Origin of the sequence: Curtobacterium sp. JUb34, from assembly GCF_003755065.1 — a bacterium.
Lineage (GTDB): Bacteria > Actinomycetota > Actinomycetes > Actinomycetales > Microbacteriaceae > Curtobacterium.
In genome coordinates this window covers 165,476-183,233 of sequence record NZ_RJVH01000004.1, presented here as the reverse complement: position 1 = coordinate 183,233, position 17,758 = coordinate 165,476, and the positions used below count along the sequence as shown (strand labels likewise).

Below are 17,758 nucleotides of genomic sequence, written 5' to 3'. Positions count from 1 at the left end.
CCAGTCCGGATCTGACTGGAGGCCCTGCCTTTCGTTTCCGGGACTACATGAGTTCCGCGATGGTCGCCATGATCGTCGGGTCGGCCAGCGTCGTCGTATCGCCGATGCGGCGGCCCTCGGCCGCGTCGCGCAGCAGGCGCCGCATGATCTTGCCGGAGCGCGTCTTGGGCAGTTCGGGGACGATGACCACCTGGCGGGGCTTCGCGATCGCACCGATGCGCTTGCCCACCCAGTTGCGGAGTTCGGTCGATGCGGATTCGCGGTCGACGTCCGCCGCTGCCTCCGCCGTCAGGATGACGTACGCGACGACTGCCTGTCCGGTGGTCTCGTCGGCGGCTCCGACGACGGCCGCCTCGGCGACGCCCTCGTGCCCGACCAGGGCGGACTCGATCTCGGCCGTCGACAGGCGGTGCCCGGAGACGTTCATGACGTCGTCGACGCGGCCCTGGATCCAGATGTCGCCCTGACCGTCGAGCCGTGCGCCGTCGCCGGCGAAGTACCGCCCGGGGAACCGCGACCAGTACGTCTCGACGAAGCGGTCCGGGTCGCCCCAGATGCCGCGCGCCATCGACGGCCACGGCTCGGTGATGGTGAGGTAGCCGCTCTCGCCGGGGTCGGCACGGTTGCCGTCGTCGTCGACGATCTCCGCGACGATGCCGGGCAGCGGCGTCTGCGCTGCGCCGGGCTTGAGCTTCGTGACGCCGGGCAGGGCGGAGATCATGATCGCGCCGGTCTCGGTCTGCCACCACGTGTCGACGATCGGCGTTCGGTCGTGGCCGATGACCTGGCGGTACCAGTTCCACGCCTCGGGGTTGATGGGTTCGCCGACGCTGCCGAGCAGACGGAGGGTCTCGAGGCTGCGCGCCTCGGGGATCTCGCGGCCGGCCTTCATCGCCGCACGCACGGCGGTCGGCGCGGTGTACAGGACGGTGACGCCGTAGGAGTCGACGAGGTCCCACCAGCGGCCGGGCTTCGGCTCGTCGGGCGTCCCCTCGTAGAGCACCTGTGTCACACCGTTCGCCAGGGGGCCGTAGACGACGTACGAGTGCCCGGTGATCCAGCCGATGTCGGCGGTGCACCAGTAGACGTCCCTGTCGGGGTGCATGTCGAACACGTTCTTGTGCGTGTACGCGGCCTGGGTCAGGTACCCGCCGGAGGTGTGCACGATGCCCTTCGGCTTCCCGGTCGTGCCCGAGGTGTACAGGATGAAGAGCGGGGTCTCGGCGGGGAAGGCCTCGGGCGTGTGCTCCGGGGCGGCCTTCGCGACCTCGTCGTGCCACCACAGGTCGCGGTCGTTCCAGGCGATCTCGTTGCCGCCGCGCTTGACGACCAGGACGTGCTCGACGCTGTCGGTGCCCTCGCCCTCGAGCGCCTCGTCGACCGCGGGCTTGAGGGCTGACACCGCGCCACGGCGCCAGCCGCCGTCCGCCGTGACGACGAGCTTCGCGCCGGCGTCCTCGATGCGGGCGCGGAGGCTCTCCGCGCTGAACCCGCCGAAGACGACCGAGTGCACGGCGCCGATGCGGGCGACGGCGAGCATCGTCACGACGGCCTCGGGGATGAGCGGCAGGTAGACGACGACGCGGTCGCCCTGCCCGACGCCGAGGTCGGTGAGCATGTTCGCGGCGCGCTGCACGTCGGCGGTCAGTTCGGCGTAGGTGATCCGGCGGGTGTCGCCGGGTGCGCCCTCGAAGTGGATCGCCACCCGGTCCCCGTTGCCCGCGCGGACGTGCCGGTCGAGGCAGTTCTCGGCCACGTTGAGCGTGCCGTCGGCGAACCACTTCGCGAACGGGGCGCCGGACCAGTCGAGGGTCTGCGTGAACGGGGTGCGCCAGTCGAGCAGGCTGCGGGACTGCTCGGCCCAGAAGGCCTCGCGGTCGGCGGCGGCGGACTCGTGCAGGTCCTCGTGCGCGACGGCGTCAGCGACGAACTCGGGTGTCGGCGGGAAGGTGGCGCCGTCGTCCTCGCGGTGGTCGGTCTGGGTCGGAGTGGACATCGATGTCCTTTCGCGTCGTTGCGTCCTCAGGGTGCGCCACGGAGACTACCCCTCGGCCCGTGCGCTGCGCGGTTCCGTGACGAGCGGCGGCTCGGGTGCGGGGGCGCGGGGCGGCGACGGCGGGTCCGGGTGTGGGGGTGTGGGGCGGCGACGGCGGGTCCGGGTGCGGGGGCGTGGGGCGGCGACGGCGGGTCCGGGTGTGTCCTGGTCGCGGCGGCACGCCCGGCGGTCGTGTCGGGGGTTGCCCCGAGGGGCGGATCGTGGGGTACAGTAGTTCCTGCTGGACTCGTTTCCGGCGGCATCGAATCGGATTCCCCCCAATCCTTCGATGTCCAGGCGGCACCAGTTCCCCCCAACCGGTGCCGCCTCTTCTTTTGCCCGGAGTCCGACTCGAGCGATCGACGCTCGTCGGCCGCCGGCGATCGGCGGCGATCCGCGCAGGCATGCCGGTCGAGTGGACAGACCGGTACATGCTCACGCATGGAGCGCGCAGCTCCGTCGTAGCAATTGCTACTCCCGTTCGGCAGCCCTGCGTCCGGGGTCCTGTCGCGATCAGCCGTGGTGAGGCACGCCGACCGCCGCACCGTGGAGTGGGGTACGACTTTCTGTTTCGGGGGACAAACCGGTCCGTTGCTCGCTCGCGTCCCTACCGCTCCACAGGCTGCTTGTGGCACCGGATGCCGAAAGCGGCTCGCCTCGTACGCTCTGGCGTCATGCACCGTCACCGCGCCGCGCCCTTCCTGCCCGGGGCCGGGCCTCTGCTTCCCGGGACCGCCACCGTCCTTCGACGCCGAACGCACGGTGTCGTCGAGTTCGAGGAACTCGCCGGACTCGTCTCCGATGCCGGGGTCACCGACGTCCTGGTCGTCGGCGGTGTCGGCACCTGGACCGACCGTGGCGGCGGACTCGAAGCCGCCGCGCCGCGCCTGACCGAGTCGCGCACCCGCGAACTCGCCACGCGCCTGGTGGCGCTCGGCGGACGCCACGTCGACGAGACCACGCCGTGCGCTGACGTCCGGCACGGCGACGGCATTCGTGTGCACGTCGTACTCGCCCCGGTCTCGGTCGGCGGCACCGCGGTCTCGATCCGACTCCCGCACCCCGAGCGCCCGACCCTCGCCGCGCTCGAACGCGCCGGCACCTTCGAGCAAGTGCCACGGTCCATCGTCGAGGATGCCGTCGCCGCGCGCCGCAACGTCCTGGTCACCGGTGCGACCGGCAGCGGCAAGACCACCCTGCTCGCCGCGCTGCTCGGCGCCGTCCCGGCCGACGAGCGGATCGTCACGGTCGAGGACGTCGCCGAGCTGCGCATCGCCCACCCGCACGTGGTCGCGCTCGAGGCGCGACAGGCGAACGCCGAGGGCGTCGGAGCGCTCGGCCTGGACCGCCTCGTGCGCGAGGCGCTGCGGATGCGACCCGACCGGATCGTCGTGGGGGAGTGCCGGGGCGCCGAGGTCCGCGAGCTCATGTCCGCGCTGAACACCGGCCACGACGGCGGTGCCGGCACCGTGCACGCGAACGGTGTCGCGGACGTCGCCGCTCGGCTCGAGGCGCTCGGTGCCCTCGCCGGGCTCGGGGTCGAGGCGCTGGCCCGACAGGCGGTCAGTGCGTTCGACCTGGTGCTCCACGTCGAGCGCCGGGCAGGCGGACGACGGCTCGCCGCGGTCGGCGCGTTCCACGTCGGGTCGGACGGGAGGCTCGGGGTCCGCCCGGTGGACGGCGCACCGTGAGCAGGTGGCCGCTCCGCCGGGGGCGCCGCGATCGGCGTCCGGCGCCGTTTGACCCGGCGCGCGTGGCCGGCACCCTGGACCGGGTGGCGACACTCATCGCGGCCGGGGTCCCTCCGGCACGGGCCTGGGAGCTCGTCGGCAGGCTCCCGGCCGGGAACGCCCCGGCCTGCGCGGACATCGCCGTCGTCCTCCGGGTCGCGGAACGGACCGGCGCCCCCGTCGCGGAGACGCTCGGCGCCCTCGCCGGCGCGCTCCGTCGATCGGCGGCATCGGACCGGGCGATCCGGGTCGCCCTCGCCGGCCCGCGCACCAGCGCCCGCGTGGTCCTGGCACTGCCGCTCTTCGGGCTCGGGCTCGGAGCTTCGTGGGGATCCGGAGCCGTGCAGGTCCTCACCGGATCGCCGCTCGGCTGGGGGTGCTCGGCGGTCGCGGCGCTGCTCGTGCTGCTCGGGCGGGCGTGGACCGCGCGGCTCGTCCGGTCGGCGACGCCGGACGGGCGCGTCCCCGGGGTCGTCCTCGACGCCTGGGCGGTCGCCGTGTCCGGTGGCGGTTCGTGGATCGTGGCCGGAGAAGCGGTCCGTCGTGCCACCGGCGGGAACGTCCCTCCGGCCGCAGACGCGGTCCGCCTGCGCGAGGTGCTCGACCTGGCCCAGCGCGCGGGCGTCCCCGCCGCGGGACTGCTGCGTCGTGCCGCGGAGGACGTCCGTGACGACGCCGCTGCCGCCGGACTCGCAGCGGCCGAGCGCCTGGCGGTCCGACTGGTGCTGCCGCTCGGCACCTGCGTCCTGCCCGCGTTCGTGCTCGTCGGGGTGATGCCCGTCGTGGTCGGCGTCCTCTCCTCCACCGTCGTCGGTGCGCGGTGACCTCTCCACAGATGCCGATCGCGGTCCCGACCGGGCGGTGACCGCGCGCCACGCTGGGAACCACGCAACAGAAGGGACGAAACCCATGAGCACCACACCGAACCGCATCCGTCGCACCCACCGCGTCGTCGACCGGCTCCACGCCGCCGTCCAGGACGACCAGGGGTCCGCGACCGCCGAGTACGCGGTCGTCATCCTCGCCGCCGTGGCGTTCGCCGGCGTGCTCGTCGCCGTCATGCGCTCGGGCGAGGTCCAGACCATCCTCACCGAGCTCGTCCGCGGTGCCCTCGCGCTGTGACCACGCTGGATCCGGTGACCGGGGCTCCGTCACGGTCGAGTTCGCGGTCGTGCTGCCCGTCGTCGCACTCGTCCTCACGCTGCTCGTCGCGGCCGTCCTCGTCGTCGACGGACAGGGACGCCTGCAGTCGGCCGCGGCGGTGGCTGCGCGGGGTGTCGGACGCGGGGACGACGCCGTCGGACTCGCCGCCGCCGAGCGGATCGCGCCGGGATCCTCCGTCACCGTCCGGCGCACGGCCGACCTGGTGTGCGTCGACGCCACGCGCGGCGGCACCGGTCCGTTCGCAGTGCTGCCGCTCCGGGCGACGGCCTGTGCTGCGGCACGAGGACGCTGACCCCGAGCGCGGATCGGTGACCGTGCTCGTCGCCGCGGTCCTGGGCATCGGGGTGCTCGTCGGGTCGGCGGCGCTCGCCGCGGCCGGACACCGCACGCAGGCGGTCCGGGCCGGGGACGCCGCCGACGCCGCCGCGACCTCGGCCGCCGCGACGTCGATCGGGCTCCTCACCGGACAGCCGTGCGACGTCGCCGAGCGGGTCGCGCGGGCGAACGGCTCGGCGCTCGCGAGCTGCGACCTCGCCGCCACGACGGCCCGGGTGCGCGTGGTCGTCGGCTCCGGACCGTTCGCCGTCGGCGCATCCGCGGTCGCCGGTCCGGCGGACTGCCAGCCCGAGCACTGTGTGTATGGTGTGCCTGTCGGCCACCGGTCACCGATGTCCCGGGCGACCCGGACACGTTCGTGTCCAGGGCCGACCAGCACCACGGATCAAGGAGACACGTGCCAGGCACGAAGAAGCTCGTGATCGTCGAGAGCCCTGCGAAGGCGAAGACGATCGCGCAATACCTCGGTGACGGATACGAAGTCCAGGCCTCGGTCGGACACATCCGCGACCTCGTCGAGCCGAAGAACCTGCCGGCCGAGCTCAAGAAGGGCTCCCTCGGCAAGTTCTCGGTGGACGTCGACAACGGCTTCGAGCCGTACTACGTCGTGTCCGACGCCAAGAAGAAGACGGTCGCCGAGCTCAAGCGTGCGCTCAAGGACGCCGACGAGCTCTACCTCGCAACAGATGAAGACCGCGAAGGTGAAGCGATCGCCTGGCACCTGCTCCAGGTCCTCAAGCCGAAGGTCCCCGTCAAGCGGATGGTCTTCCACGAGATCACGAAGGAGGCGATCCAGCGGGCGCAGGAGGCCACCCGTGAGCTCGACACCGCTCTCGTCGACGCGCAGGAGACCCGCCGCATCCTCGACCGTCTCTACGGGTACGAGGTCTCGCCGGTCCTGTGGCGCAAGGTCGCTCCCGGCCTCTCCGCCGGTCGTGTGCAGTCCGCCGCGACCCGGCTCGTGGTCGACCGTGAGCGCGAGCGCCTCGCCTTCGTCTCCGCGAACTACTGGGACCTCTCCGCGCGCTTCGAGAAGACGGGGGAGTCCTCCTTCTCCGCGCGACTCGCCCGGATCCAGGGCACCCGCGTCGCCTCGGGCCGCGACTTCGACGACCGCGGTGCGCTCAGCGGCGACGTCGTGCGCCTCGACGAGGCCGCAGCCGCCTCGCTGACCACCGTGCTCGAGCGCGCCGGGGACGCCACCGTCCGCAGCGTCGACTCGAAGCCGTACACCCGCCGTCCGGCGGCACCGTTCACCACGTCGACCCTGCAGCAGGAGGCAGCGCGCAAGCTGCGGCTGTCGCCGCGGCAGACGGCGCGTGCAGCCCAGACCCTGTACGAGAACGGCTACATCACCTACATCCGTACCGACTCCGTCTCGCTCTCGAAGCAGGCGATCGACGCCGCACGCAAGCAGGCGGCCGACCTCTACGGCGCCGCGACCGTGCCGGACAAGCCCCGGCTGTACGCGAGCAAGAGCAAGAACGCGCAGGAGGCGCACGAGGCGATCCGTCCGTCGGGTGACTCCTTCCGCACCCCGCAGGAGCTCCAGGGCACGCTGACCGGCGTCGAGTGGCGGCTCTACGACCTCATCTGGAAGCGCACCATCGCGTCCCAGATGGCGGACGCCAAGGGTTCGACCGCGTCGATCGTGCTCGGCATCGCGTCGACCGAGTCCGTCGAGGGCATCACGTCGACCGCGAACGGCACCGACGCCGAGTTCACCGCGTCCGGCACCGTCATCACGTTCCGCGGCTTCCTCAGCGCCTACGAAGAGGGCCGCGACGAGGACCGTCACGAGTCGAGCGAGCGTGCCGGGCAGGACGTCGCCCTGCCCGACGTCAAGCAGGGCGAGCACCTCGAGGTGCACGACGTGCTGGCGAAGGGCCACGACACCACGCCGCCGCCGCGCTTCACCGAGGCCAGCCTCATCAAGACGCTGGAAGAGCTGGGGATCGGGCGTCCGTCGACGTACCCGACGATCAGCCCGACGATCATCGACCGCGGCTACGTGTCGCTGCGCGGCACCCAGCTCGTGCCGAACTGGATCGCGTTCAGCGTGGTCCGGCTGCTGGAGGAGTACTTCGGCGAACTGGTCGAGTACGACTTCACCGCCGAGATGGAAGAGGACCTCGACCGGATCGCCCGCGGCGACGCCGACCGGGTCGACTGGCTCAAGGGCTTCTACTTCGGTGGGGGCGACGACGACCAGCGCGGCCTGCGGACCGTCATCGACAACCTCGGTGAGATCGACGCGCGTGAGATCAACTCGGTCGAGCTCGCACCGGGCCTCACCCTGCGGATCGGTCGGTACGGCCCCTACATCGAGGTGCCGAGCGACGACCCGGAGAAGCCGCGTCGCGTCAACGTCCCCGAGGACCTGGCCCCCGACGAGCTGACCGTCGAGAAGGCGAAGGAACTCGTCGACGCCCCCGTCATCGGCGACCGCGTCGTGGGCATCAACCCGGACACGGGCAAGGAGGTCCTGGCGAAGGACGGCCGCTTCGGTCCCTACGTCACGGAGCGCACCCCGGAGCCCGAGCCCACCGTCGACCCGAAGACCGGTGAGGTCGTCGAGGCCGCGGCTGTGCCCGAGCCCGCAGCGGCCGAGGCCCCCGCCGAGACCACGACCGGCAAGAAGGCACCGGCGAAGAAGGCCCCGGCGAAGAAGACGACGAAGAAGGCCGCGGCGCCCAAGGAACGGACGGCCTCGCTGTTCAAGTCGATGGACCCGGCGACCGTCGACCTCGAGACCGCGCTGAAGCTCCTCGACCTGCCCCGCGTCGTCGGCCAGGACCCGGAGACCGGCAACGACATCACCGCGCAGAACGGTCGCTACGGCCCGTACCTGAAGAAGGGGACGGACACCCGGACCCTGCCCGGCGAGGACGCGATCTTCGACATCGACCTGGCCGGTGCGCTCGAGATCTTCTCGCAGCCGAAGTACGGCGGCAACCGTGCCGCGAGCTCCGCGCTGAAGGAGTTCGAGGCAGACCCCGTGTCCGGCAAGCCGATCAAGATGAAGGACGGCCGCTTCGGCCCCTACGTCACCGACGGTGAGACGAACGCGACGATCCCGAAGGGCGAGGACGTCGAGGCCGTCGATCACGCCCGTGCCGTCCAGCTCATCGCGGACAAGCGCGCGAAGGGCCCGGTCAAGAAGAAGACGCCGGCCCGACGGGCGCCGGCCAAGAAGAAGTGACCGGACGGTTCATCACGCTCGAGGGCGGCGACGGCGCGGGCAAGACGACCCAGGCCGAGCTGCTCTCGGCGTGGCTCGTCGAGCACGGCCGCACCGTCCTGCGGACCCGCGAGCCCGGTGGCACCGAGCTGGGCCTGCGGATCCGCGAGATCGTCCTGCACGAGCGCGGGCACGTGTCGCCCCGAGCCGAGGCGCTGTTGTACGCGGCGGACCGCGCCCACCACGTCGAGACGGTCGTCCGTCCGGCGATCGCCCGCGACGAGGTCGTTCTGCAGGACCGGTACATCGACTCGTCGGTCGCCTACCAGGGGGTCGCGCGCGGTCTGGGCGCCGAGCACATCCGCTCGGTGTCGGCGTGGGCGGCGGACGGCCTGGTGCCGGACCTGACGATCCTGCTCGACCTCGACGTGACGGTCGGCCGCGCGCGGGTCACCGCGGCCCGCGGGGACACGTTCGACCGCCTGGAGTCCGAGGCCGAGGCGTTCCACGAGTCGGTACGGCAGGCGTTCCTCGACATGGCGGCGGCCGAGCCCGACCGGTTCCTGGTGGTCGACGCCGGCGGCTCCACCGAGGACGTCCAGCGCGCCATCCGCGCCGCGGTCGCCCCGCTCGTCGCGATCGACCCGGCATGACCGTGGCCACCCGGACGACGATGGTCGGCCGCCTGACGGTGGTCGCTGACAGGATGGTCCCGTGAGCGTGTGGGACGGCCTGACCGGGCAGGAAGAGGCAGTCGCCTCCCTCCGGAACGCCGCGGAGTCGACCGACGGCACCGGCGGCATGACGCACTCGTGGCTGATCACGGGCCCTCCCGGATCCGGCCGGTCGAACGTGGCGACGGCGTTCGCGGCGGCCCTCGTGGGCAACGGTCCCGACGACGACCACACCCTGCAGCAGATCACCGCCAAGACGCACCCAGACGTGTCGGTGCTCACGACGCAACGCGTGATCATCACCATCGACGAGATCCGGCAGCTCGTCACGTCGTCGTACTACTCGCCGTCGGTCGGGCGGTACCGCATCGTGATCATCGAGGACGCCGACCGCATGACGGAACGCACCTCGAACCTGCTGCTCAAGGCGCTCGAGGAACCACCGGAGCGCACGGTGTGGATCCTCTGCGCCCCGAGTGAAGCGGACCTGCTGCCCACGATCCGGTCGCGCGTACGCTCCGTGCGACTCCGGGTCCCCGGCATCGAGTCCGTCGCCGACCTGCTCGTCGCGCGCACCGGCATCGACCGCGACCTCGCGATGGACGCTGCACGGCAGGCGCAGAGCCACATCGGGATGGCGCAGCGTCTGGCGACGAGCGAGGACGCCCGCGACCGCCGTCGCCGCACCCTGACGACCGTGCTCGGCGTCCGGAGCGTCGGCGACGCGGTGATGGCCGCCGCCGACCTGCTCGCCGTCGCGGACGAGGACGCCAAGGCCATCACGCAGCAGCGCGACTCCGAGGAACGCGACGCGGCGCTGCGGTCGCTCGGCATCGAGCCCGGCGGCACGATCCCGCCAGCCCTCCGCTCGCAGCTCCGCCTGCTGGAAGAGGACCAGAAGCGCCGCGCGACCCGTAGCCTGCGCGACGGCCTCGACCGCATCCTGGTCGACGTGTCCTCGCTCTACCGCGACCTGCTCCTGCTCGGTCTCGGTGCGCCGGCCGAGCCGGTCAACCTGGCGATGCGCGACCACCTCGACCACGCCCTGCAGTCGGTCACGCCGGCCGCGGCGCTCGAGGTGCTCGACGCGATCGCCCTCGCCCGGCAGCGGATCGCCGCGAACGTGGCGGCGTTGCTCGCGCTCGAGGCGCTGCTCGTCACGATCGCCCGCGTCCGGCACTGACCGCCGCCGACGCTCCCCGCGCCGATCGGGGCGTGGGACAATCACGGCATGCCCGACGCTGAACCCGGCCTGCGCGAACGGAAACGCCGCGCCACCCGCCGCGCCATCCAGGCCGCCGCGCTCCGCATCGCGATCGAGGACGGCCTCGGCGCGGTCACCGTGGACGAGATCTCGCGTCGGGCCGACGTCTCACCCCGCACGTTCTTCAACTACTTCCCGAGCAAGGAACAGGCGATCCTCGGGGACGACCCGGAACTGCCCGACGACGCCGCGCTGCAGGAGTTCGTCGACGGCGGGCCCGGGGGCGACCTGCTGTCGGACCTCGGCGCGCTGCTCGTCCACTCGACGCAGGAGCTCATCGAGGAGCGTGGACTGATCGAGGAGCGACAGCAGGTGCTCCGAGCGAACCCCGAGCTCTTCAGTCGTCGCATGGAGTCGATGAAGGAGTTCCAGGCCGAGATCCAGGCCGCGGTCACCCGGCGGCTCGAACGCGATGACCCCGAGCTCGCCGCAGACTCCGATGCGCTCCGTCGGCGGGCGCGCCTGGCGTCGATCGTCGCCCTCGGTGCACTGCGGCACGCGTGGTGGGAGTGGTCCGGGTCCGAGGGCGGTTCGCACCTGGTCGACGAGCTCCGCCGGTCCTTCGCCGAGCTCGGCGTGCTCGTTTCGCGTTCACTCGTCTGAACCTGTATAGTCATTGCTCGTGCCGCTCCGGAATCGGAGCGAGCGCGCCGCCTTAGCTCAGTCGGTAGAGCGATTCACTCGTAATGAATAGGTCGTCGGTTCGATTCCGACAGGCGGCTCGGAACACGTCCCCGGTCACGGATCTGCATCAGGTCCTGACCGGGGATTTCTGCGTCTGCGGGAAACCGCACCCCTTGGCTCCGGACCAGACAGCGGGGTACGGCGCGGGATAGCCTTTCGGCGTTGCAGGGATCCCCGCGACCACCACCCGCACCGCCCCGCACCCCTCGGCGGCCGACCGACGGAGGCACCGTGTTCAAGCGCGCGACGACCGTCGTCCTGGTGGCTGCTGCGGCTGCCGCGTTGGCCATCACCGCCGCCGCCGTGCCGGAGTCGCGGGCGACGTCCTCGGCGACCGCGGCCGGGGGATCGACCAGCAGCGCGAGCGCGACCCCGCAACCGACCACCGCCGCGACCGACCCGACCATCGGGCGCACACCGACCTTCTCGGTGGACTTCGACACCCCGGCAGCGGCGGACGGTCCCTTCGCGGCGACGTACGCGCAGTCGTGGCAGCCCTACCCGGACGGCACCGGCGGCAAGTACTACTCGAGCAAGATGGTCAGCGCGCACGACGGGTACATGGACATCGCCCTCGACGGCGAGCACGGCTCAGCCGGCACCTTCGGCACCCCGGAGGACGCCTGGTCCCACGTCGGCGGGTCGTTCAGCATCCGTGCCCGGGCGACGGGCGGCGACAAGAACGGTGCCGCGATCATGCTCTGGCCGACGTCGAACGACTGGGCGGACGGGGAACTGAACTACCCAGAGGGGAACTTCGACGGTTCGCCGCGGGTGTTCCACCACTCGATGCTGCCCGGGCTCGAGAAGGCCTCGGACAACTACAACACCCGGGTGTCCTGGCGCGACTGGCACACCTACACGACGGAGTGGATCCCCGGGCGGGCGATCCACTACTACCTCGACGGCAAGCTCGTCTTCACGGTCGCGCGGAACGTCCCGACGACCCCGCACCGCTACATGGTGCAGGTCGGCAACTGGGGCAAGGCCGGCCACCTGCAGATCGACTGGGTCCGCACGTACGACGCGCAGTGACGCCGACGCGCTCCCCGTTCTGGGGCTGCGCGGAAGCGCCGCCGTGCGCGACGATCGAACCGAAGCCGCGTTCTCCGTTCGAAAGGTCGTCATGCTCCTGTCACTCGTCTACATGAGCGCCGCCGACGAACCGTTCGACCAGGATCGCCTCGATGCGCTGCTCGAACACGCCAGAGCACGGAACGCCGCATCCGGCCTGTCCGGCCTCCTCGTGTACAAGGACGGTCGGTTCATGCAGCTGCTCGAGGGCCCGGAGGCCGCCGTCCTCGAGACGTACCAGCGCATCATCGAGGACCCCCGGCACACCGACGTCGGGCTGCTCGTCGAGGAGCGGATCCACACCCCGCGGTTCGGGGAGTGGACGATGGCGTTCGACCGCGGGCACGAGGCCGCGCTCCCCGACGGCTTCGACACGTTCCTGACCGACGGTGACCGGAGCGCGGACACCAGCAAGGCGCGAGCGCTGCTGCGCTGGTTCCGCACGCACCCGATGGCCACCCCCGACGCTGCACTCGGCAAGCACCGACGCTGAGCGCACGCGCCGACGCGACCGCGCCGACGCGACCGCGCCGACGCGGCCGGCTCAGGGCAGGTAGTACGTCGGGTTCGGCAGCTTGACGCTGCGGTCCGCCGAGCCCCCGAGCAGGTCGCTGTACTGGTCACCGAAGTTCGCGACCACGTCGTACCGGCCACCCGCTCGTGACTCGATGTGCGCCCGGGTCTGCGACTTGTACTCGACGGTGGTGCACTTCGCCGTGGCGCAGGTGATGTACGACGGCTGCTGCGACGCCCCGACCCCGGTCCACTTCGTGTAGTAGGTCTCGGTCCCGCGCTTCGTGGCCGAGAACTGCGGGTACCCGACCCGCTGCAGGTTGTCGATGGTGGCGGTCTCCTGATCGGCGTTCCGGCCGGTCAGCCCGATGATCGTGCAGCCGGAACGCTGGGCGATCGACACGAGCGAGGTCATCGACGGGGTCGCCGGGAACCGTTCGTCCTGCACCCATTCGTCCTGCAGCGCGGGGTCGAAGACGAAGTGCATGTCCGCGACCTCCATGTCGTAGGTCCACAGGGTGGTGTCGTCGGCGTCGAGCACGATCGCGGGGTTGCGGTGCAGCTTCCGACCGACGGCGCACTGGGCGGCGACGACGGGGGCCTGTCGCTGCACGATGGACCGCATCTCGCGGATGTACGGGGAGTCGGTGCGGTTCGCGAGTCCGGTGCCGGGGTCGCCGTAGTACGTGGCGATGGTCTTCTTGACGGAGTCGATGTTCGGGATGCCCTCGCCGGACTGCGTCGCGCCGGAGGAGCCGTCGGCCGCCATCGTGAACTGCGTCCGTGGGGAAAGCCGGGGTTCGGAGACGCCGGGCAGGTCGGCCGAGGGCAGGAAGTAGGTGGGGTTCGGCAGCTTGAGGGACCGGTCGGCGTACCCGCCCTGCAGGTCGCTCCACTGGTCGCCGATGTTCAGCGTGATGTCGTAGCCGAGGTCCTGCTCGATGTGCTTGCGGGTGAGGGCCTTGTACTCGACGGTGGTGCACTTCGCCGTGGCGCAGGTGATGTACGACGGCTGCTGCGAGGCACCCGTGCCGGTCCACTTCGTGAAGAAGCGGTCCTCGGCGAAGGCCGTGTACCCGACCTTCGACAGGTTCTGCACGGTCGCGGTCTTCTGGTCGTCGTTCCGGCCGGTCAGCCCGAACACGGTGAAGCCCATCGCGGCGGCGCGGTTGACGAAACCGACCATGGACGGGGTGGCGGCGAAGCGTTCGTCCTGCACCCATTCGTCCTGCAGTGCGGGGTCGAAGACGAAGTGCATGTCCGCGACCTCCATGTCGTACGTCCACAGGGTGGTGTCGTCGGCGTCGAGGACGATCGCGGGCTTCTCGCCGTGCCGGACGGCCCGGTCGTGGATGCGCTGCAGCGACGCTCCCTGGCGGGCGACGATGGACCGCATCTCGCGGATGTAGGGGGAGTCGGTCCGGTTCGCCAGGCCCGTGCCGGGGTCGCCGTAGTACGTGGCGATGGTCTTCTTGACGGAGTCGATGTTCGGGATGCCCTCGCCGCCCTGCGTCGCACCGGACGTGCCGTCGGCGGCCATCGTGAAGTGTGTCCGCGGCGTCAGGCCGGCGTCGGCGGAGTGCCCTGGCGAGTGCCCCGGTCCGTGTCCTGGTCCTCCCCACCCGTGTGCGCTGGCCGGGCCGCCGACCAGGGTGGACGTGAGGACGATCGCCGCGCTGGTGGCGACGACGGTGAGGACGGAACGGCGCATGGAGGACCTGCACACCTTCGACTCGGGGAGGAGTGACCCCCGGATGGGGGATCTCGCAGCACGTTAGCTGGCAATCACCCGTGGAGTCCATACCAAAGTGCTGCGGCCAGTCCTGGTAGACATGGCCGCATGACGGTTCGCTGGGGAGTCATCGGCACGGGCGGCATCGCCCGGTCCTTCGTGGGTGACTGCGTCGCCGCGGGCATCGAGTTCACGGCGGTCGGCAGCCGCACCCGCGAGGGCGCGGAGTCGTTCGCGGCGGAGTTCGGCATCCCACGGGCGCACGGCTCCTACGACGACCTCGTCGCCGACGACGCAGTCGACGCCGTGTACGTCGCGACCCCGCACGTCCGGCACGCCGAGGACGCCCTGCTCGCGATCCGCGCCGGCAAGCACGTCCTCGTCGAGAAGGCCTTCACGATGACCGCGGCCGAGGCACGCACGGTGGTCGACGCTGCCCGTCGAGCCGGCGTCGCGGTGACCGAGGCGATGTGGACCCGCTTCCTGCCGCAGATGGCGATGATCCGCGAGGTCCTGGCCGAGGGGCGCATCGGACGGCCGGTGCTCGTCGAGGCGACGCACCACCAGGCCCTGCCCACCGATCCGTCGCACCGGCTGCGCGACCCCGCCCTCGGGGGTGGGGCCCTGCTGGACCTGGGCGTGTACCCGGTGTCCTTCGCCGTCGACGTGCTGGGGGTGCCCACCTCGCTCGTCGCGGCCGGCACACTGAGCGAGCAGGGCGTCGACACGCAGATGGGCGTCGTCCTCACGCACGACGGCGGGGCGCAGTCGATGATCCACTTCGGGATGGACCTGCGCAGTCCGAACACCGCGTCGGTCATCGGCGAATCGGGGCGCATCGACCTCGACTCGACCTGGTACACCCCGACGACGTGGCGGATCCGGGACCGCGACGGTGTCGTGGTCGAGGAGTTCGACGCACGCGAGGAACTCGCCGGCTACGGGCACGAGGCCCGTGCGTTCGAGGCGATGATCAGGTCGGGTGTGCACGAAGGCGGTCCGATGGACGCCGAGCAGTCGGTCGCGATCATGGCCGTCATGGACGAGGCCCGCCGACAGGTCGGCGTGCGCTACTCCGCGGACGACGACCCCACAGCACCCTGATCCGGGTCGCGTCGTCCACACGGCGACGATCCGGCCTGGAGGCTCCTGCCGCAGTTCCGTAGGATCGGTCGCGATGTCCGAGCAGCAGCCCACCCCGCCTTCCGTACCGGAGCGTCTCCGCGCCGCCGTCGCAGCAGCGCGCGCCTCCGCCGTGCGACGTCCGGTGCCCTGGATCGCCGGTGGGCTCGCCGCCCTGCTCGTGGTCGGTTCGGGCGGGGCCGTCGCGGTCGCCGCGGCGATGACACCGGACACCCGCACGTCCGCCGCACCGCCGACGACCTCGAGCGCGACGTCGACGCCGAGTCGCTCGACCGCCGCGACGAAGCGACCGACGAGCACGCCGACACCGACCCCGGACGCCCGCGCGGTGCCGAAGGACCCGGCCGGCCCGTCCGCGCTGCGCACCTGCTCGATCGCGGGCGCGGCGTCGGCGAGCGGTCTCGGCGCGTTCGAGGGCTACGTCATGGACGCGAAGACGGGCGAGGTCCTGTTCTCGAAGAACGGGGACACGGCAGCCCAGACCGGCAGCGTCATGAAGACCCTGACGACGGCGACGGCACTCGCGGTGCTCGGGGGCGACCACCGCATCCCGACCACGGTCACGCAGGAGTCCGGCGGGACCATCGCACTGGTCGGACACGGCGACGCGACCCTGTCGGCGGGCAACGGCACGGTCTACCCGGGCGCCCCGACGCTCGCGCAGCTCGCCCAGCAGGTGAAGGCGAAGGTCGGCGACGCCGCCGTCAGCACGATCGTGACCGACGACACGTACTGGAGCGACGCCGACGCGTGGGACCCCACGTGGCCGGTGTCCGAGCGCACCATCGGGTACCAGCCGAAGGTCACCGCGTTGATGGTCGACGGTGACCGGGCGAACCCGGCCGCGGCGACCTCGCCCCGGTCCGAGGACCCGGTCGGTCGGGCCGGCGCGGCGTTCCGGACGGCACTGGCGAACGCCGGGGTGGCGGGCGCCGCGAACGCACAGATCGTCAAGCGTGCCACGACCAGCACGGACACCATCGCGACGGTGTCGTCGCAGCCGGTGTCGACGCTCGTCGGGCAGATGATCCCGAACTCGGACAACACCCTCGCCGAGATGCTCGCCCGGGTGTCGTCGAAGGAGTCCGGCTCGAACGGCTCGGCGGCGTCGCTCACCTCGGTGTACCAGTCGGCGCTCGGCTCCTACGGCGTCGACCCGGCCGGGATCGTCATCAAGGACGGGTCGGGCGAGAGCGCTGCGAACGCGGTGTCGCCGAACTTCGTCGCCCACCTCATGGTGCAGGTCGCCGCGGGTGCGAAGGGGCTCGGGACCCTGGCGAACGCCCTGCCCGTGTCGGGCCAGTCCGGCACCCTCGCCAGCCGCTTCACCGGCGCGAACGCCGTCGCGCGCGGCAAGGTGCACGCGAAGACCGGGTGGATCGACAGCGCGAACACACTCGGCGGGTACATCGACGCCGCGGACGGATCCCGCCTGACCTTCGCGTTCTACGCCATCGGGTCGTCGCGAGCGGCCGCGCTGCCGGCGCTCGACGCGGTGACCGCGGCGACGTACTCCTGCGGGAGCAAGCTCACCGACTCCTGAGTCACCGGGTGTTGGATGGGCCCATGGCACGGGCACTCCTCATCGTCGACGTCCAGAACGACTTCACCGAGGGCGGTGCGCTCGGGGTGGCCGGCGGTGCGGCCCTCGCCGAACGGATCAGCGCGTTCCTCGGCCGGCACGCCGAGGAGTACGACCTGATCGTGGGCTCCCGCGACTGGCACCACGGCGACGACGACAACGGCGGACACTTCGCCGGACCGGAGGGCCCCGACTTCGTCGACACGTGGCCCGTGCACTGCGTCGCCGGCACGCCGGGCGCCGAGTACCACCCGGAGCTCGACACCGATCCGATCGACCTCGACGTCTTCAAGGGCCAGGGCACGCCGGACTACTCGGCGTTCCAGGCGAGGACCGAAGACGGCGTGCCGTTGCCGGAGATCCTGACGGACCACCGGGTGCACTCCGTCGACATCGTCGGCATCGCCACCGACCACTGCGTCCGGGCCTCGGCCCTCGACGCGCGTGCCGCCGGCATCGACGTCGCCGTCTACGAGGACCTGGTGGCCGGCGTCGACCCCGAGCGCAGCGACCGCGCGCTCGACGAGATCCGAGCGGCCGGCGGACACGTCGACCGCAGCGACATGGACGAGGGGCTCGCGAACCCCGGAGGAGCACAGCTGTGACCGACACCACGAGCACCGACACCGACACCACGACCGGCGAC

Annotated in this window: 16 protein-coding genes and 1 tRNA gene; 15 read left to right on the top strand and 2 right to left on the bottom strand. The window is 71.7% G+C overall.

What is annotated here, in order from left to right; genetic code table 11:
* Positions 1-43: 43 nt before the first annotated feature.
* Entirely contained in the window at positions 44-1,996 is a 1,953-nt protein-coding gene (gene acs / locus EDF63_RS14830) for an acetate--CoA ligase (protein WP_123313797.1), read from the bottom strand.
* A gap of 713 nt (positions 1,997-2,709) precedes the next feature.
* On the opposite strand from acs, the gene EDF63_RS14825 reads away from it, so the two are divergent.
* The 12 genes from EDF63_RS14825 to EDF63_RS14770 all read left to right on the top strand — a co-directional run bounded on the left by EDF63_RS14825 (position 2,710) and on the right by EDF63_RS14770 (position 12,635).
* Complete coding sequence (locus tag EDF63_RS14825; protein ID WP_123313796.1) at positions 2,710-3,726, top strand: TadA family conjugal transfer-associated ATPase; 1,017 nt, start codon at positions 2,710-2,712, stop codon at positions 3,724-3,726.
* The gene (locus EDF63_RS14820) at positions 3,723-4,589 is read left to right on the top strand and encodes a type II secretion system F family protein (protein WP_123313795.1); all 867 of its coding nucleotides are present in this window, start codon (positions 3,723-3,725) and stop codon (positions 4,587-4,589) included. Before EDF63_RS14825 ends, EDF63_RS14820 begins: the two co-directional genes overlap by 4 nt.
* A gap of 85 nt (positions 4,590-4,674) precedes the next feature.
* Positions 4,675-4,887 carry a DUF4244 domain-containing protein gene (locus EDF63_RS14815; RefSeq protein WP_123313794.1) on the top strand — a complete coding sequence of 71 codons (213 nt, stop codon included), beginning with the start codon at positions 4,675-4,677 and terminating at the stop codon, positions 4,885-4,887.
* A complete protein-coding gene (locus EDF63_RS14810; RefSeq protein ID WP_123313793.1) occupies positions 4,871-5,221 on the top strand; it encodes a TadE family type IV pilus minor pilin in 351 nt (116 codons plus the stop codon). The genes EDF63_RS14815 and EDF63_RS14810 overlap by 17 nt, the downstream gene beginning before the upstream one ends.
* 16 nt (positions 5,222-5,237) lie before the next feature.
* Positions 5,238-5,687: a hypothetical protein gene (locus EDF63_RS18735; RefSeq protein WP_185021450.1), complete on the top strand. Its 450-nt coding sequence runs from the start codon at positions 5,238-5,240 to the stop codon at positions 5,685-5,687.
* Positions 5,663-8,467, top strand: a complete 2,805-nt coding sequence (gene topA, locus EDF63_RS14800) for a type I DNA topoisomerase (RefSeq protein ID WP_123313792.1) — start codon at positions 5,663-5,665, stop codon at positions 8,465-8,467. The genes EDF63_RS18735 and topA overlap by 25 nt, the downstream gene beginning before the upstream one ends.
* Positions 8,464-9,099, top strand: a complete 636-nt coding sequence (tmk, locus tag EDF63_RS14795) for a dTMP kinase (RefSeq protein WP_123313791.1) — start codon at positions 8,464-8,466, stop codon at positions 9,097-9,099. Before topA ends, tmk begins: the two co-directional genes overlap by 4 nt.
* Before the next feature lie 61 nt (positions 9,100-9,160).
* The gene (locus EDF63_RS14790) at positions 9,161-10,303 is read left to right on the top strand and encodes a DNA polymerase III subunit delta' (RefSeq protein ID WP_123313790.1); all 1,143 of its coding nucleotides are present in this window, start codon (positions 9,161-9,163) and stop codon (positions 10,301-10,303) included.
* Between the two features lie 48 nt (positions 10,304-10,351).
* Positions 10,352-10,987 carry a TetR/AcrR family transcriptional regulator gene (locus EDF63_RS14785; protein WP_123313789.1) on the top strand — a complete coding sequence of 212 codons (636 nt, stop codon included), beginning with the start codon at positions 10,352-10,354 and terminating at the stop codon, positions 10,985-10,987.
* Positions 10,988-11,033: 46 nt separating this feature from the next.
* Positions 11,034-11,106: transfer RNA gene (locus tag EDF63_RS14780), tRNA-Thr, on the top strand.
* A 193-nt stretch (positions 11,107-11,299) separates the two neighbouring features.
* Entirely contained in the window at positions 11,300-12,103 is an 804-nt protein-coding gene (locus tag EDF63_RS14775; RefSeq protein WP_123313788.1) for a glycoside hydrolase family 16 protein, read from the top strand.
* A gap of 91 nt (positions 12,104-12,194) precedes the next feature.
* Positions 12,195-12,635, top strand: coding sequence for a BLUF domain-containing protein (locus EDF63_RS14770; protein WP_123313787.1), 441 nt, complete (start codon positions 12,195-12,197; stop codon positions 12,633-12,635).
* A gap of 51 nt (positions 12,636-12,686) precedes the next feature.
* On the opposite strand, the gene EDF63_RS14765 is transcribed toward EDF63_RS14770, so the two are convergent.
* Positions 12,687-14,366 (bottom strand): HAD family acid phosphatase, encoded by a 1,680-nt coding sequence (locus tag EDF63_RS14765; RefSeq protein WP_123313786.1) that lies wholly within the window; start codon positions 14,364-14,366, stop codon positions 12,687-12,689.
* A 129-nt stretch (positions 14,367-14,495) separates the two neighbouring features.
* On the opposite strand from EDF63_RS14765, the gene EDF63_RS14760 reads away from it, so the two are divergent.
* The 3 genes from EDF63_RS14760 to EDF63_RS14750 all read left to right on the top strand — a co-directional run bounded on the left by EDF63_RS14760 (position 14,496) and on the right by EDF63_RS14750 (position 17,717).
* Complete coding sequence (locus tag EDF63_RS14760; protein ID WP_123313785.1) at positions 14,496-15,491, top strand: Gfo/Idh/MocA family protein; 996 nt, start codon at positions 14,496-14,498, stop codon at positions 15,489-15,491.
* Positions 15,492-15,564: 73 nt separating this feature from the next.
* The gene (gene dacB, locus EDF63_RS14755) at positions 15,565-17,073 is read left to right on the top strand and encodes a D-alanyl-D-alanine carboxypeptidase/D-alanyl-D-alanine-endopeptidase (RefSeq protein ID WP_123313784.1); all 1,509 of its coding nucleotides are present in this window, start codon (positions 15,565-15,567) and stop codon (positions 17,071-17,073) included.
* A 23-nt stretch (positions 17,074-17,096) separates the two neighbouring features.
* The gene (locus EDF63_RS14750; protein WP_123313783.1) at positions 17,097-17,717 is read left to right on the top strand and encodes an isochorismatase family protein; all 621 of its coding nucleotides are present in this window, start codon (positions 17,097-17,099) and stop codon (positions 17,715-17,717) included.
* The last annotated feature ends 41 nt before the right edge of the window (positions 17,718-17,758 follow it).